The 16,780-nt window shown below is 63.4% G+C and carries 14 protein-coding genes; 12 read left to right on the top strand and 2 right to left on the bottom strand.

Translation table 11 applies throughout. The features are described from left to right. The first annotated feature begins 99 nt into the window (after positions 1–99). The 5 genes from AADZ78_RS17680 (at position 100) to AADZ78_RS17660 (ending at position 5,648) form a co-directional block, all read left to right on the top strand. Positions 100–1,920, top strand: a complete 1,821-nt coding sequence (locus AADZ78_RS17680) for a PPE family protein (protein ID WP_085252532.1) — start codon at positions 100–102, stop codon at positions 1,918–1,920. A 383-nt stretch (positions 1,921–2,303) separates the two neighbouring features. Beyond that, positions 2,304–3,491, top strand: coding sequence for a PPE family protein (locus tag AADZ78_RS17675; protein WP_204800668.1), 1,188 nt, complete (start codon positions 2,304–2,306; stop codon positions 3,489–3,491). Positions 3,492–3,579: 88 nt separating this feature from the next. Next, positions 3,580–3,876: a type VII secretion system ESX-5 protein EsxJ gene (esxJ, locus tag AADZ78_RS17670; protein WP_085250583.1), complete on the top strand. Its 297-nt coding sequence runs from the start codon at positions 3,580–3,582 to the stop codon at positions 3,874–3,876. A 31-nt stretch (positions 3,877–3,907) separates the two neighbouring features. After that, entirely contained in the window at positions 3,908–4,192 is a 285-nt protein-coding gene (locus AADZ78_RS17665; RefSeq protein ID WP_023363993.1) for a WXG100 family type VII secretion target, read from the top strand. 262 nt (positions 4,193–4,454) lie between these two features. Then, complete coding sequence (locus AADZ78_RS17660) at positions 4,455–5,648, top strand: PPE family protein (protein WP_204806945.1); 1,194 nt, start codon at positions 4,455–4,457, stop codon at positions 5,646–5,648. 47 nt (positions 5,649–5,695) lie between these two features. On the opposite strand, the gene AADZ78_RS17655 is transcribed toward AADZ78_RS17660, so the two are convergent. Then, positions 5,696–6,418, bottom strand: coding sequence for a GAP family protein (locus AADZ78_RS17655; protein WP_085250439.1), 723 nt, complete (start codon positions 6,416–6,418; stop codon positions 5,696–5,698). Positions 6,419–7,032: 614 nt separating this feature from the next. Here AADZ78_RS17655 and AADZ78_RS17650 point away from each other — a divergent pair. The 6 genes from AADZ78_RS17650 (at position 7,033) to AADZ78_RS17625 (ending at position 13,273) form a co-directional block, all read left to right on the top strand. Continuing rightward, positions 7,033–8,571 (top strand): phospholipase C, encoded by a 1,539-nt coding sequence (locus AADZ78_RS17650; RefSeq protein ID WP_085250440.1) that lies wholly within the window; start codon positions 7,033–7,035, stop codon positions 8,569–8,571. Positions 8,572–8,778: 207 nt separating this feature from the next. Further along, a complete protein-coding gene (locus AADZ78_RS17645) occupies positions 8,779–10,317 on the top strand; it encodes a phospholipase C (RefSeq protein ID WP_085250441.1) in 1,539 nt (512 codons plus the stop codon). A gap of 150 nt (positions 10,318–10,467) precedes the next feature. Further along, the gene (locus tag AADZ78_RS17640) at positions 10,468–11,994 is read left to right on the top strand and encodes a phospholipase C (RefSeq protein ID WP_085250442.1); all 1,527 of its coding nucleotides are present in this window, start codon (positions 10,468–10,470) and stop codon (positions 11,992–11,994) included. 204 nt (positions 11,995–12,198) lie between these two features. Next, on the top strand, positions 12,199–12,528 hold the full coding sequence (locus tag AADZ78_RS17635) for a hypothetical protein (protein WP_139828699.1): 330 nt from the start codon (positions 12,199–12,201) through the stop codon (positions 12,526–12,528). Between the two features lie 125 nt (positions 12,529–12,653). Then, positions 12,654–12,950: a WXG100 family type VII secretion target gene (locus AADZ78_RS17630; protein ID WP_085250443.1), complete on the top strand. Its 297-nt coding sequence runs from the start codon at positions 12,654–12,656 to the stop codon at positions 12,948–12,950. Between the two features lie 38 nt (positions 12,951–12,988). Next, positions 12,989–13,273 (top strand): WXG100 family type VII secretion target, encoded by a 285-nt coding sequence (locus tag AADZ78_RS17625; protein WP_085250444.1) that lies wholly within the window; start codon positions 12,989–12,991, stop codon positions 13,271–13,273. A gap of 132 nt (positions 13,274–13,405) precedes the next feature. On the opposite strand, the gene AADZ78_RS17620 is transcribed toward AADZ78_RS17625, so the two are convergent. Next, the gene (locus AADZ78_RS17620; RefSeq protein WP_085250445.1) at positions 13,406–15,418 is read right to left on the bottom strand and encodes a TPM domain-containing protein; all 2,013 of its coding nucleotides are present in this window, start codon (positions 15,416–15,418) and stop codon (positions 13,406–13,408) included. 69 nt (positions 15,419–15,487) lie between these two features. On the opposite strand from AADZ78_RS17620, the gene AADZ78_RS17615 reads away from it, so the two are divergent. After that, complete coding sequence (locus AADZ78_RS17615) at positions 15,488–16,777, top strand: deoxyguanosinetriphosphate triphosphohydrolase (RefSeq protein ID WP_085250446.1); 1,290 nt, start codon at positions 15,488–15,490, stop codon at positions 16,775–16,777. Positions 16,778–16,780 lie beyond the last annotated feature (3 nt).

Below are 16,780 nucleotides of genomic sequence, written 5' to 3'. Positions count from 1 at the left end.
TGGAACCCGGTTGGTTCCCGGTAGGCGGTGCCGCGTGTCGTTTCAGGTAACGGACGGGCTTGCGGTCGAGAATAAGCCGTAAGAGGAGGGGCTGTTCTGATGATGAATTTTTCGGTATTGCCGCCTGAGGTTAATTCGTTGCGGATGTTCTCCGGTGCGGGGTCGGGGCCGATGTTGGAGGCGGCGCTGGCGTGGGACGGTTTGGCCGCGGAGTTGGGGTCGGCGGCGGATTCGTTTGGGTCGGTGACGTCGGGGTTGGTGGGTCAGGCGTGGCAGGGTGCGGCGGCGGCGGCGATGGCGGCGACGGCGGCTCCGTACGCGGGGTGGTTGAGTGCGGCGGCGGCGCGGGCTGCGGGGGCGTCGGCTCAGGCCAAGGCGGTGGTGAGTGCGTTTGAGGCGGCGCGGGCGGCGATGATTCATCCGTTGGCGGTGGCGGCTAATCGGAATGCGTTCGTGCAGTTGGTGTTGTCGAACATTTTTGGTCAGAATGCGCCGGCGATTGCGGCCGCCGAGGCGGTCTATGAGGAGATGTGGGCCGCCGATGTGGCCGCGATGGTGGGGTATCACGGCTGCGCTTCGGCGGCGGCGTCGCAGCTGACGTCCTGGCAGGGATTGTCGGGTCTGGTGGGCGGCGCCACGGCCGCGGCCGCCAGTGCCGTGCCGGCACCGCTGCAGGGCATCAATTTCGGCTTCGGCAACATCGGATCCCTCAATTTGGGCAGCGGCAACATAGGTGACACCAACCTCGGTAGCGGCAATATCGGCAACAGCAACCTGGGCAGCGGCAACATCGGTAGCACCAACCTGGGCAGCGGCAACCAAGGTGACTTCAATCTGGGCCTAGGCAACATCGGCAACTTGAACCTGGGTAGCGGCAACTTCGGCAGCCAGAACCTGGGCGGCGGCAATATCGGTAGCACCAACTTGGGCAGCGGCAATATCGGCAACACCAATGTTGGCAGCGGCAACATCGGCGACACCAACTTCGGCAATGGAAACAATGGTAGCTTCAACTTCGGCAGCGGGAATTTCGGTAGCAACAACGTCGGGTTCGGCAACACCGGCAGCGGGAATTTCGGTTTCGGCAACACCGGGAACGGAAACATCGGCTTTGGACTCACCGGCGACGGCCAGTTTGGGATTGGCGCGCTGAACTCTGGCAGTGGAAATATCGGCTTCGGAAACTCAGGCACCGGGAATATTGGCTTCTTCAACTCGGGCACCGGCAACGTGGGGTTCGGTAACTCGGGCATCGGGAACACCGGCTTCGGGAATGCCGGCAATACCAACACCGGATTTTGGAACGGCGGGAGCACAAACACCGGCGCCGTGAACGCCGGGGCCGGCAACTTCGGCTTTTTCGATTCCGGCAACTTCAACGCGGGCAGCTTCAACGCGGGCAACTCAAACACTAGCTTCGGGAATTCGGGGAACGTCAACACCGGTTTCCTCAACGCCGGCGACATCAACTCCGGCTTCGGGAACGCGGGCGACGTCAACACCGGTTTTGGTAACGCCGGCGACACCAACACAGGCGGTTTCAACGGGGGCAACCTCAACACCGGGTTCTTCGGTGCGGCGACTCAGGTTGGCCCCAATTCGGGCTTCTTCAATGTCGGCACGGGTAACTCAGGCTTTGGCCATAACGACCCAGCTGGCAGCGGCAACTCGGGTATTCAAAACTCCGGCTTCGGTAATTCCGGCTACGTCAATACGAGCACCACCAGTACCTTCGGGGGAAACTCCGGTGTGCTCGATACGGGCTACGGGAATGCCGGTTTCTATAATGCGGCTGTGCAGAATGCCGGTATCTTCATCGCCGGTGTCATGACTTCGGGAATTCTCAACTCCGGGACCGGCAGCTCCGGCCTATTCGTCTCCGGCAATGGGCTTTCCGGCTTCTTCCGAAATTTGTTCTAGTGCTGAGCGACTGACGCCGATGGCCGTGGCGCGGCGGTCAACCATGATGGCGGACAGACAAGCCGCTCACCGGCCTGACAGTCGTTATCAGCCATTCTGAGAACCATATAAATTTCATGTGTGTTCGCACCGTGATTTCCCAAGGACCACGGGCACTTTTCCAATGTATTGACTTCGCCTGGACAGCCGTCCGGCGAGCCGGGCGCGGCGACGTGTTGGCTCGCGTCGCTCCAGGGAGAATTGTAGAAACTCTTATTTTTGGTGAAAGTGCAGACTTTCGGGTGTGATGTGTCATACGATCCGGCCGTGGGTACTCGCGAGTGTGTGGGTGCGGTCGATAGGTGGTCGGAGTCGCTGATGCGGCAGGCCGGTTTGGGGTTGCGATGATTTTGGACTTTGCGGTACTGCCGCCGGAGATCAACTCGGCGCGGATATTTTCTGGTGCGGGATCGTCGCCGTTGTTCACGGCGGCGGCGGCCTGGGAAGGCCTGGGCGCGGACTTGCAGTCGTCGGTTTCGGCGATTCAATCGGTGCTGACCGACCTGACCGGCGCGTCGTGGACCGGTCCGGCGTCGATGGCGATGGCGGCTGCGGCGGCGCCGTATGTGTCGTGGTTGAGCGCGGCGGCGGCGCAGGCGGAGTTGTCGGCGGCTCAGGCTCGGGCGGCGGCGACGGCGTTTGAGACGGCGTTGGCGGCCACGGTGCATCCGGCGGCGGTGGCGGCCAATCGGGTGTCGTTGTTGTCGTTGATAGCGACGAATTTCTTGGGTCAGAACACTCCGGCGATTGCGGCCACTGAGTTCGATTATGTGGAGATGTGGGCCCAGGATGTGGGCGCGATGGTGGCGTATTACACGGGGGCGACGTCGGTGGCTTCGACGTTGACGCCGTTTAGTTTGCCGCCGGCGAGTTTGGCCGGGCTGTCGTCGCAGGTCACTGGTTTCGCGTCGCAGGTTGGTGCGCAGGTTGCCGGTGCGGCGACGGCGGCGTCGGCCGCGGTGTCGCCGGTGTTGGAGGGCGCGGTGGCGGGGGTGCCCGGCGCGGTGACGGCGGTGCAGTCGGCGGCTGCAGGCCTGCCGGTGCAGTCGTTGCTTTCGGTGGCCCAGGCGGGCATGTATCCGGCCAGCATGTTGATCGGTCCGCTGATGAACGCGGCGCAATCGGCGAATGCGAGTTCGGCCGGGTTGGCGTCTGCGGGTCTGGCGGCCGCTGATATGCCGAAGTTCGCCGGTGATGTTGCGCCCGCGATGAAGGGTTTGGGTGGTGGCGCCGGTTTGGGTGCCGCGGCGGACTTGGGTAAGGCGCGGTTGGTGGGGGCGATGTCGGTGCCGCCCACTTGGCAGGGGTCGATGCCGAAGGGCATGGCCAGTGGCGCGATGGCGGGGCTGGGCGCTCTGCCCGCGGAGATGGCGGCGGCTGGACCGGGCGGTATGGGAATGATGCCGATGCCGATGCCGATGGGTGCTGGAGCTGGAGCCGGCATGCCCGGCGGAATGATGGGCCGCGGCGGAGCAGCCGCACACGTAATTCAGCAGCGGCCCAGTGTGGTGCCGCGAACTGGCGTCGGATAGGGCGGGGGTGATTGGTCGGGGTCGTCGAGCTTGCTGTATTTCGGCACGTGATCGAAATTGATTGTTCCGTTGTGAAAGGACGGGTGTAATGGCAAGTCGGTTTATGACCGATCCGCACGCGATGCGCGACATGGCGGGTCGTTTTGAGGTGCATGCACAGACGGTCGAGGACGAAGCGCGCCGGATGTGGGCGTCGTCGCAGAACATTTCTGGTGCCGGCTGGAGCGGCTTGGCCGAGGCGACCTCGTTGGACACCATGGGTCAGATGAACACCGCATTCCGCAACATTGTGAACATGCTGCACGGGGTGCGCGATGGACTGGTCCGTGACGCCAATAACTACGAGCAGCAGGAGCAGGCTTCGCAGCAAATCTTGAGCAGTTAGTGGCTTAACTCAGCGATAGGGAGCATTGACTATGACGATTAATTACCAGTTCGGTGACGTGGATGCCCACGGCGCGACGATTCGGGCTCAGGCGGCGTCGTTGGAGGCTGAGCACCAAGCGATCGTGCGCGACGTGCTGGCGGCCGGGGATTTCTGGGGCGGCGCCGGTTCGGTGGCCTGCCAGGAGTTCATCACTCAGTTGGGTCGCAATTTCCAGGTGATCTACGAGCAGGCCAACGCTCACGGGCAGAAGGTGCAGGCCGCCGGCAGCAACATGGCGCAAACCGATTCTGCGGTGGGTTCTAGCTGGGCCTAACTTCACCTGCGAGCCGTCAGGGGCGCGGGCGACACATGGGGGAGTTTGTGTCGCCGGCGCCCTTGGCATGTCCGCAGTCCAAAATCGGCTGAGGCTCGCGTGTGAATCTCAGTAAATGCCTAATGTCGGTTTTTGGTGAAATTGCAGACTTTCGCTGTGGGCTCGCGTACGATCCGCCGGAGGGTTTTTTCGCTGCTGTGGGTGACAGCCACGGCTTGTGGTTGTCGGAGCCGCTGAGGCGGCGGGCTGGTTAGGGTTACGAATGATTTTGGACTTTGCGGTACTGCCGCCGGAGATCAACTCGGCGCGGATATTTTCTGGTGCGGGATCGTCGCCGTTGTTCACGGCGGCGACGGCCTGGGAAGGCCTGGGCGCGGACTTGCAGTCGTCGGTTTCGGCGATTCAGTCGCTGCTGACCGACCTGACCGGTGGGCCGTGGACCGGTCCGGCGTCGATGGCGATGGCGGCTGCGGCGGCGCCGTATGTGTCGTGGTTGAGCGCGGCGGCGGCGCAGGCGGAGTTATCGGCGGCTCAGGCTCGGGCGGCGGCGACGGCGTTTGAGACGGCGTTGGCGGCCACGGTGCATCCGGCGGCGGTGGCGGCCAATCGGGTGTCGTTGTTGTCGTTGATAGCGACGAATTTCTTGGGTCAGAACACTCCGGCGATTGCGGCCACTGAGTTCGATTATGTGGAGATGTGGGCCCAGGATGTGGGCGCGATGGTGGCGTATTACACGGGGGCGACGTCGGTGGCTTCGACGTTGACGCCGTTTAGTTTGCCGCCGGCGAGTTTGGCCGGGCTGTCGTCGCAGGTCACCGGTTTCGCGTCGCAGGTTGGTGCGCAGGTTGCCGGTGCGGCGACGGCGGCGTCGGCCGCGGTGTCGCCGATGCTGGAGGGCGCGGTGGCGGGGGTGCCCGGCGCGGTGACGGCGGTGCAGTCGGCGGCTGCGGCGGTGCCAGCGGAATCGCTGATGTCGGCGGCCCAGATGGGCATGTATCCGGCCAGCATGATGCTCGGTCCGCTGATGCAACTGGGGCAATCGGCGAATGCGAGTTCGGCCGGGTTGGCTTCTGCGGGTCTGGCGGCCGCTGATATGCCGAAGTTCGCCGGTGATGTCGCGCCCGCGATGAAGGGTTTGGGTGGTGGCGCCGGTTTGGGTGCCGCGGCGGACTTGGGTAAGGCGCGGTTGGTGGGGGCGATGTCGGTGCCGCCCACCTGGGAAGGGTCGATGCCGAAGGGCATGGCCAGTGGCGCAATGGCGGGCCTGGGAGCCATGCCCACGGCCGCTGAACTCGCGCAAGCTGGGGGCGTTGGTGGCGGTATGCCGATGATGCCGATGCCGATGGGTGCCGGAGCTGGAGCCGGCATGCCCGGCGGGATGATGGGCCGGGGTGGCGCGAATCCCCACGTTGTTCAGCAGCGGCCCAGCGTGGTGCCGCGGACGGGCATCGGATAGCGTCGGGACGATCGGCCCCCAAAATCCTTCGATCGACCCGTTGGGTTTCAGGTGTTGCCCATGCCGCTGGCCATCAGAAATAACCCGAGCAAAGCAATGACGACGGCGAAGGCTTGTTGTCGGTGAGCTTTCATCCAACCGCTCACCGCGGCCACGACGTGGCCGGTCCTTGCCGGCGCCGCCAGCTGGCTGACGAGCGGAAGTTCGATAAACGCCAGCGCCACCAGGGAGTACGCCCCGGCCGCACCGATTTGGGTGCCCACAGTGACCCCGGAGGCCACAATGGCCGCGAGCGCCGCCAAGAACCTGAAGTCTGCCAACATCCCAAATCCGAGAATGAACGCCACCCTCAGGGGTCTGGCTTGCAGCGCAGCCTGGGTGCGCGTCGACAATCTCGAGATTGCGTTCGACGTCCGTACCTGGAGGTGGGACGTGTTGCTGCTGGGCATGCCGAGTCGCGCGCGCTGACGCGGCGATAGGCTGACCGCGAGTCCCGCGATGAGTAATGCCAACGCGCCCATCACGATCTGAACGTGGCCGGCTGTTGAGCTAGCGGTGGCGAGTTCGATCCGGTGCACCATTCGCAGCACGAGGTCGCGTAGCCCAAAAAGCACACCTGCAGCCAAACAAACGCTCATTGCGATGCCGCCGAGCCAAAACGCAACCAGCTGACCCACGGCACGAGGCCGCGACGACAAGAGCACACTCATCCCGATTCGAACCGGGTCTGCCGTCGCAACAAGGGCTAACACCAGCACCGTGCCCCACATGGCAGAGGACGCTACATCGGTGGTTCGAATTACGAAACCCCATTCAGCACACCGGTTTACCGATCACGCGGGGATAACCTCAGCATCGGAGCATTTCTGGCGCGGGGGTAAGAAGGCCGCTGGCAGATGCCATCTCGCCGGACCCGGATCGATGGTCGCTGACCTCGGACAATCTGAGGGATGCCAGCGCCGGCACGTAACGGGAAATGGCTGTATGTGGGTTCGATTAGGAATGTGAGATTAAATAAATTTTTGGCGCGACCGCCTTTGACTGCCTACGATCCGGTCGCAAACGACAATGACCTTTCGCAGCATTGACAGCCGGGGCCGGCGGCGCTGCACCAGCTGCCTGGCAAGCCGCCGTTTGTGACCATAGCCATTCCACCTTGCGGGGTCATTGTGGCCCGGTATTGGTTGGCGCCCAAGGCCTTTAGAGTCCATAACCGCGTTAGTCCATATATCGACGCCGAAAACGCAGTGGCGCTTGCAATCACGCGAAAACCCGCTTGCGACACGCCGGTTCGCGTATCGCGACTGACCAGCGCTGTGACTATACCGTGATCTGAAATGTGCGCAGGGAGGCAGATTCGGTGAGCGGCAACCCGTTCCTAGGAATGTCACGGCGGGAGTTTCTGGCCAAGCTCACCGGCGCGGGTGCCGCGGCATTGCTGACCGATTTTGCCGCCCCGGTGATCGAAAAGGCCTACGGCGCCGGTCCCTGCCAGGGGCATTTGACCGATATCGAGCACATTGTGTTGCTGATGCAAGAGAACCGGTCATTCGATCATTACTTCGGCACGCTCTCGAGCACTCGCGGCTTCAACGACCCTTCTCCAAACTTCCAGCAGGCAGGGTGGAACCCGCAGACACAGGCGCTCGATCCGTCCGGGATCACGATTCCGTTCCGACTTGACACCACCCGCGGCCCGTTCCTGGATGGCGAGTGCGTCAACGACCCTGAGCACCAGTGGACCGCCATGCACAACTCGTGGAACGGCGGTGCCAACGACAACTGGCTGCCTGCGCAGGCGAACACCCGTGCCGGGCCATATGTCCCGATGGTGATGGGCTATTACACACGCCAAGATATCCCGATCCACTATCTGCTCGCCGACACGTTCACCATCTGCGACGGCTACCACTCTTCGCTGCTGGGCGGCACGCTGCCCAACCGGCTGTACTGGATGAGCGCCAACATCGATCCCGCCGGCACCGACGGCGGACCCCAACTCGTGGAGCCCGGCTTCCTACCGCTGCAGCAATTCAGCTGGCGGATCATGCCGGAGAACCTCGAAGATGCCGGGGTCAGTTGGAAGGTGTACCAGAGCAAAGATGCGGGGCGCTTCATCAACACGCCCATCAGCGACAACGGGCTGGTACAGGCTTTCAAGCAGGCAGCGGATCCGAGGTCGAATCTGGCGCGCTTTGGTATCGCCCCGGCCTACCCCGGAGACTTCGCTGCCGACGTCAGAGCCAACAGGCTGCCCAAGGTTTCCTGGCTAGTTCCGAATGTCCTGCAGTCCGAACATCCCGCGTTGCCGGTAGCGCTTGGCGCGGTGGCCATGGTGACCGCGCTACGCATTTTGCTGTCCAATCCGGCGGTGTGGGAAAAGACCGCACTGATCATCAGCTATGACGAAAATGGCGGTTTTTTCGACCACGTGGTACCGCCGACCGCGCCGCCCGGGACGCCAGGTGAATTCGTCACGGTACCCGACATCAATGCCGTGCCGGGTTCCGGCGGCATCCGTGGGCCGATCGGCTTGGGCTTCCGGGTTCCTTGCCTGGTCATTTCTCCATACAGCCGTGGCCCACTGATGGTCCATGACATCTTCGACCACACCTCACAACTGAAGTTGATTCGCGCGCGGTTCGGCGTGCCGGTTCCCAACTTGACCGCCTGGAGGGATGGCGTGGTCGGCGATATGACGTCGACGTTCAACTTCGGAGTCCCGCCGAACTCGACCAGGCCCAACCTGAGCCACCCGTTGCTGGCTGCCGTGCCAAAGCTGCCGCAATGCATCCCCAATGTCGTGCTGGGAACCACCAACGGCACGCTGCCGGCCATTCCTTATCGGGTGCCCTTTCCGCAGGTGATGCCCGGCCAGGAAACCACCCCCGTCCGCAACATTCCGAGCGGGCTATGCAGTTGAATTTAAGCCGCGACGGAAATTACGCGGCATTCCGCGCGCAAACTCAAATGACAGGCCGCGCCACTACTGGGCAAATGACCCGGATTAGGCGACGACACGCCGGTCGGCTGACCTGGCTGATGACCGGCGTAACTATACCTTGATCTGGAAGCGGCGCGCGAAAGCCTTGGAGGAGGGCGTGTGCGGAGCGAGCATCCCGTCGACGGAATGACCCGTCGACAATTTTTGGCTAAAGCCGCTGCCGCCACGACCGCCGGGGCTTTCATGTCTTTGGCCGGTCCGATAATCGAAAAGGCGTACGGGGCGGGGCCCTGCGGTGGTCATTTGACCGACATCGAACACATTGTGTTGTTGATGCAGGAAAATCGGTCATTCGATCATTATTTCGGCGCGATGTCCGCTGTTCGCGGTTTCGATGATCTCACCCCACCGCTGGTGTTTGCGCAGCAAGGCTGGAACCCGGCAACGCAGGCGAACGACCCCGCCACTACCACTATCCCGTTCCGGTTCGATACCACCCGGGGCCCTCTGGTGGCCGGCGAATGCGTCAACGACCCGGACCACAGCTGGACCGCCATGCATCAGTCGTGGAACAACGGCGCCAACAACGGCTGGCTGCCGGCGCAGGCGGCGGTTAGTGCATTACAGGGCAATACGCCGGTGACAATGGGCTATTACACCCGCCAGGACATACCGATTCATTACCTGCTGGCCGACACATTCACCGTTTGCGATGGCTACTACTGCTCGCTGCTAGGCGGGACTACCCCCAACCGGCTCTACTGGATGAGTGCGTGGATCGACCCCGACGGCACTAACGGCGGCCCGGTGCTGGTAGAGCCCAACATCCAACCGCTGCAGAAATACAGCTGGCGCATCATGCCGGAGAACCTCGAAGATGCCGCCATCAGCTGGAAGGTCTATCAGAACAAATTGCTGGGGCCACTCAATAACACGGTCGTCGGCTACAACGGGCTGGTCAATGACTTCAGGCAAGCCGCGGATCCGAGGTCGAACCTAGCCCGCTTCGGCATCGCCCCGAGCTACCCCCTTGATTTCGCCGCCGACGTCAGAAACAACAGGCTCCCTAAAGTCTCCTGGGTTCTCCCCGGATTCTTGCTGTCGGAGCATCCGGCGTTCCCGGTGTCCATCGGCGCCGTCGGGATCGTCGACGTGCTGCGGATATTGCTGTCCAATCCGGCGGTATGGGAAAGAACCGCGCTGATCGTCAACTACGACGAAAACGGGGGGTTCTTCGACCACGTCGTGCCGCCGACACCGCCGTCGGGCACCCCCGGCGAATTTGTCACCGTCGCCGACATTAACTCCGTACCCGGATCCGGCGGCATCCGTGGACCCATCGGACTGGGCTTCCGCGTCCCCTGCATCGTCATCTCGCCCTACAGCCGCGGGCCCCTGAAGGTCAGTGAAACTTTCGACCACACTTCAACGCTGAAGCTGATCAGCGCGCGGTTCGGCGTCCCGGTTCCCAATATCAGCGCTTGGCGAAACGCGACCGTCGGAGACATGACCTCGACATTCAACTTCGCGTCCCCACCGAATCCGTCGAAGCCCAATTTGGACCACCCGAGGGTGAAGGCGCTTACGAAACTGCCGCAGTGCGTCCCGAACGCGGTATTGGGCACGACGACGAAGACGTCAATTCCCTATCGGGTGCCGTTCCCGCAGATCATGCCCAATCAGGAAACCCAGCCCGCCCGTCCGGCTCCCAGCGGCCCCTGCTGAATTCAAATTGTTCTAAAAACTGCAAATAGCCATCTAAAAATCGCTCAGCGACACACCGCACGGTATTTGAATCCACATCGTCATTGCGCATATACGGTGAGCCAGAATAGCTGGAAGGGAGTGCCGGTGAGCCAGAGCGCATTCGCCGGAATGTCGCGTCGAGAGTTCTTGGCAAAGGCCACGGGTGCCGGTGCCGCCGCGTTTCTGACGGACTGGGCCTCCCCGGTAATCGAAAAGGCCTATGGTGCCGGCCCGTGCTCGGGGCACCTAACCGACATCGAGCACATTGTGCTGTGCCTACAAGAGAACAGATCGTTCGATCACTATTTCGGCACGCTGTCGGCTATCGATGGGTTCAACACCCCGACACCACTATTCCAGCAGAAGGGCTGGAATCCACAGACGCAGGCGGTGGACCCCGCCGGCATTACATTGCCCTACCGCATCGATACGACGAGGGGCCCCAACGGAGTTGGTGAGTGTGTCAATGATCCCGACCACCAGTGGATTGCCGCGCACTTGTCATGGAACGGCGGCGCCAATGACGGCTGGCTGGCGGCGCAAGCGAGAACCCGGTCGGTGGCCAATACCCCGGTGGTGATGGGCTACTACGCGCGTCCAGACATTCCGATTCATTACCTGCTGGCGGACACGTTCACGATCTGCGACCACTACCACTCTTCGCTGCTGGGCGGGACCATGCCCAACCGGCTCTACTGGATAAGCGCAACTGTCAATCCCGACGGGGACAAAGGTGGGCCGCAGATCGTCGAGCCTTCCATCCAGCCGAAGTTGACGTTCTCCTGGCGCATCATGCCGGAGAACCTCAGTGACGCCGGGGTCAGCTGGAAGGTCTACAACAGCAAGTTGCTCGGGGGGCTTAACGACACCTCGCTGAGTCGCAACGGGTATGTGGGCAGTTTCAAGCAAGCGGGAGACCCGAGGTCGGACCTGGCGCGTTATGGCATCGCGCCGACTTATCCCGGCGACTTCGTCCGCGACGTCATGAACAACACCTTGCCTGCGGTGTCCTGGGTCGTCCCGTTGACCGTCGAGTCCGAACACCCCTCGTTTCCGATAGCGGTAGGTGCCTGGACGATTGTGAATCTGATCAAGGCGCTGCTTCGCAATCCGGCCGTATGGGAAAAAACGGCGCTGATCATCGCGTATGACGAACACGGCGGGTTTTTCGACCACGTCACACCCGTTACTGCACCGATCGGAACCCCCGGCGAATGGATTCCAGACACCGTGGACATCAACAAGGTCGACGGCTCCGGCGGCATACGCGGGCCGATCGGTCTGGGTTATCGCGTGCCCTGTTTCGTCATTTCACCGTATAGCCGTGGCGGGCTGATGGCCCATGACCAGTTCGATCACACGTCGCAGCTGCAATTTATTGGCAAGCGGTTCGGGGTTCCGGTACCCAACTTGACCCCCTGGCGGGCCAGCGTGACCGGAGATCTGACGTCGGCATTCAATTTCGCCGTTCCGCCGGACCCGTCGCGACCCAACTTGGACCACCCCGTGCGCCAACTGCCGAAGGTCGCCACGTGTGTGCCCAACGTGGTGTTGGGATTCTTGAATGAAGGGCTGCCGTATCGGGTGCCCTATCCGCAAGCTATGCCGGCCCAGGAATCCGGGCCGGCCCGCGGGATTCCCAGTGGGCTCTGCTAGCCACCGACCGTAGGACCGTGAGGACTGCACAACGCTCCCATCGGCCGGTGTGCTTTTTGGTCACTTGTGCAGTTGGGGGCAGAGAAATCGGGGAATTAGGGATATTGTCCGAAGTATTGCCATACGATGCGGAGTGCTCGGTGGTGTGAGGTTGGCCACTGAGGGTTGGTGTTTTAGTGAGATCGGCACTGGAAGGGGATAGCGGTGCTTTTGCCACTTGGTCCGCCCTTGCCGCCCGATGCAGTGGTGGCAAAACGCGCTGAGTCGGGCATGCTCGGCGGGTTGTCGGTTCCGCTCAGCTGGGGCGTGGCCGTTCCACCCGACGAATATGACCACTGGGCTAAGGAGTCCGACGCGGACCCCGCTGCCGACCTGGTGCCCGGTGCGGTGGATCCGGAACCTGCCGAACCAGGCATGGAGGAGTGGGACGAATGGGCGGAGTGGCGCGAGTGGGAAGCCGAAAACGCCGAACCTCGCTTTGAAATGCCACGTAGTAGCAGCGGCGTGGTGCCGCGTTCGCCGGCGGCAGGTTGAGAGAGAGGGGGAAGACTGTCTTGTTTACAAGTGGTCGGCGACTTGGGCCTTCCCCCGGGCCGGCGGTCACAACAGTCAATGTGCACGAATGTAATTGAGTCCAGGAAATAAGGAGAACAGGCAACATGGCAACACGTTTTATGACGGACCCGCACGCGATGCGGGACATGGCGGGCCGTTTTGAGATGCACGCCCAGACCGTGGAAGACGAGGCCCGCCGGATGTGGGCGTCCTCGCAGAACATCTCCGGCGCTGGCTGGAGCGGTCTTGCCGAGGCAACTTCGTTGGACACCATGGGTCAGATGAACACGGCGTTCCGCAACATCGTCAACATGCTGCACGGGGTGCGCGACGGACTGGTTCGCGACGCGAACAACTACGAGCAGCAAGAGCAGGCCTCCCAGCAGATCCTCAGCAGCTAACGCCACAACACCTTTACAAGCTAAGGAGAACAGGTTCGATGACGATCAACTACCAGTTCGGCGATGTCGACGCCCACGGTGCCTTGATTCGGGCGCAGGCCGCGTCGCTTGAGGCCGAGCACCAGGCGATTGTGCGCGATGTGCTGGCTGCCGGCGACTTCTGGGGCGGCGCCGGTTCGGTGGCGTGCCAGGAGTTCATCACCCAGTTGGGTCGCAATTTCCAGGTGATCTACGAGCAGGCCAACGCTCACGGCCAGAAGGTGCAGGCCGCGGGCAGCAACATGGCGCAGACAGACAGCGCCGTCGGTTCCAGCTGGGCCTGAGACCTAGCGAAGTCTCGGTGGTGGCGGCGGCGCACTGATTATTCGGTGCGCCCGCCCAAACCACTAGTGCACGCCCACGCGCGGGTAGCTAATGCCTGACGCGTGGGCGTGCATCTTTGTTGAGTGGAGAATTTAGAACCGTCCGCCGCCACCCATGAAGCCGCCGCCGGACGAGTTCCCCGATGAGCCAGCGGAGCCGCCGAACGAGGTGGGGCTCCAGCCGCCGAACCCGCCCCGCATGCCTCCGCTGAGCAGGTCGCCGATGATGATGCCGCCGATCATTGCCCCCCAATCAGTGCCTGCATTTCCGCCGCTGCGGCTGCTGTAGGCGCGCTGAGCCGACTGCACATCGGCGTTTGCCAGCGACTGCGCATTGGCGGCTAACGTGGACGCCGCGTTGGCGTGGGCAATCGCTTCAGTCAGGTTGGTTGACTGCTTGTCCGTTGCCGCTTGGAGCTGTCGCTTCGCCTCGGCGAGCCGGGTTCGGGCTTCCGGTCCGATGCTGCCCCGGCGGGTGTCGATGTAGTCGGAGACCGCGCGCACCCGCGACTGCGCGGTGAACAACGCTTGCTCGACGGAACGGTTGAGCCGATCGGCATCCGCCTGCTGTTGCGCCAGTGTGGCCAACAGCCGGTTGAGGTCCGCGTCGGCCTTGGTCAGCTGGGCAAACGCGCCCAGCGGATCGGCGGAGCCGCGGGAGCTGCGGGAGTTGTCCAAGGCCCGGGCTGCCGTATCGCGCGCCGCGATAAGCTCGCCGGTGTGCGCAGCCCTGTTGCCTTGGGCCTGCTGCAATTGCTCGTTGGCGTGTTGGATGCCGCCCTGGACGTCGGCGATGACCGACGGCAGCGCGGCCACGGCATGCCGAATGTCGTTGGCCGCGCTCTCCACCGCATCGAGCAGTGCACGTGCTTGCCCAAGCGCCGACTCGGCCGCACGCACCGCGTCCACCAAACCGGTCTGCTGCCCGCTCACCGCCCGGGTGGCCAGCTCACGCGCCGAGGTGATGTTGCGGTCGGCGAACGCCAGCCGCTCTTGCGCGGTGGCGACATTGCCGGAGACCGAAGTCAGTGCGGCAGTTCCGAATTCGTTGTTCAGCTCGGCTAGCCGCTGTTCTGCCGGAGCGATTCGGGTAGTGAGCTCGACGTACTGCTGTGTCAGCAGATCGAGTCGTGACGGGGCGTTGATCACCAAATCCCGCAGCTGCTCGAAAGCCTCGGTCTGGGATTCCAGTTCGCGGTCGGCGCGCGCCGCCGACACGATTACTCGGGTGAGTAGCTCACGGCGCTGCACCGGTGTCTCGGGCGTGCCGTCGTCAAGTTGCTGGCGCACCGTGAACGCCTGCGAAAGCGCAGCTTTGGCATTGTTCACCGCTTGGGTGAATGGTGCGGTCCGCTCGTCGCCGAACTCGTCGATTGCCAGCGCGAGCTCGTTGGAACTGGTGCGCAACGCGTTGTCGACCTCCACCACCATCGACCGGGACAGATCGTCGAGCACATCCAGCGGCACCGCGGCCAGCGCCCGTGCGTCGGTGGGATCGACTCGTCGCGCCGCCGCCAACGCCTCGGCGCGCCGTCGCCTGGCACGCCCACGCATCACAATCAGCAAGATCACCACGGCGACGACGATGACGCCAAGCGCGACCAGCAGAAACAACCGACCTGACGAGCTGGGCGACTTGTTGAGTCCGTTGGCTGCGGCGACGGCTGCACCGCTCCAGTCGCCGTTGCGCAGCGCGGGTTCGATGTGGTTGCGGCGCAGGTTGTCGACCTGGCTTTCGGTGATGCTTTGCACCATGGACGGCACCAGGAAGGCATAGGCACGATCAACGGTGGCCACGGCGAGTAGCACGTCGTAGTTACCCAGATCGCTGGTCCTCATGGTGCGCTGTGCCCAGTTCACCGCGCTCTGCCCGGAGAAGTGGTCGACGTAGACCACCCATAGCCGGATGTGCCGATCGGTGTAAAGGCTGTCGATGGCCGACGTCACCGCGGCGCGCCCGGAATCTGTCAGCACGCCCGCGTTGTCGGTCACGTAGCTCGGAAGCCGGAACGGCGGTTGCGCGGCGCAGCGCGGCGCCGGCAGCAGCCCGATGAGGCTCACGGTGACGAGCGTCAGGATCATGCCGAGCAGGCGACCGGTGCGCATACGGGCAATCTAATCCAGCCCGGCGACGATGCGGACCGCGCTGCGTCCTCCCTGGCAGACTATGGGTCGGTGACCACGATTCAGCACGACCCCTACGACGACTTCGACCGTCAGCGGCGGGTACCCGAAGCGCCGAAGACGGCGGGTCTGCCAGGTACGGAAGGCCAGCACCGCACCGACTTCGCCCGGGACCGGGCCCGAGTGCTGCACAGCGCCGCGCTGCGCCGCCTCGCCGACAAGACGCAAGTCGTCGGACCGCAGGAAAGCGACACGCCACGCACCCGGCTGACTCACTCGCTGGAAGTTGCCCAGATCGGGCGCGGAATGGCCGTCGGACTGGGCTGCGACCTCGACCTGGTCGAACTGGCCGGCCTGGCTCACGACATCGGGCACCCGCCCTACGGGCACAACGGTGAGCGGGCGCTCGATGAGGTCGCTGCCGAGTACGGGGGCTTCGAGGGGAACGCGCAGAACTTCCGCATCCTGACCAGCCTTGAGCCCAAAGTCCTTGATGTACAAGGGTATAGCGCCGGACTGAACCTGACGCGGGCATCGCTGGATGCAGTCACCAAATATCCGTGGACCCGTGGTGCCGGCCGAGGCAAGTACGGGTTTTATGACGACGACCACCAACCGGCGGCCTGGGTCCGCGCACGGGCACCGGCGAATCGCTCGTGCCTGGAAGCCCAGGTGATGGACTGGGCCGACGATGTCGCGTATTCGGTCCATGACGTCGAGGACGGCGTCGTCTCGCAACGCATCGACCTGCGCGTGCTTGCCGACGACGACGACGCTGCTTCACTGGCCAAGTTAGGGGAGAGCGAGTTCTCCCGCGTGCGTGCCGACGAATTGATGGAGGCCGCCCACCGGCTTTCGGGCCTACCCGTGGTCTCCGCGGTCGGCAAGTACGACGCCACATTGGCGTCGGCGGTCGCGCTGAAACGGTTGACCAGCGAGCTGGTGGGCCGGTTCGCGTCGGCGGCGATCGCGACAACCCGCGCGGTGGCCGGTCCGGGGCCGCTCGTGCGGTACCAGGCCGACTTGCAGGTGCCCGACCTGGTGCGTGCCGAGGTCGCGGTGCTGAAAATCTTGGCGTTGCAGTTCATCATGTCCGATCCGCGGCATCTGGAAACACAGGCCCGGCAGCGCGAACGCATCCATAGGGTGGCGGAGTGGCTCTACTCCGGAGCGCCGCAGACGCTCGACCCGGTGTTTGCGGCGGCATTCAACACCGCTGTTGATGACGGTGCCCGCATGCGGGTCATCGTCGATCAGATCGCGTCCTACACCGAGGGGCGGTTGGAACGCATTGACGCCGCACAGCGCGGCCAAGCCGGTCCATATCAAGGCTTAGACTGAGCC

Origin of the sequence: Mycobacterium riyadhense (assembly GCF_963853645.1) — a bacterium.
GTDB lineage: Bacteria > Actinomycetota > Actinomycetes > Mycobacteriales > Mycobacteriaceae > Mycobacterium > Mycobacterium riyadhense.
The sequence above is the reverse complement of the archived record's forward strand: the minus strand, read 5'-3'. Positions and strand labels throughout refer to the sequence as shown.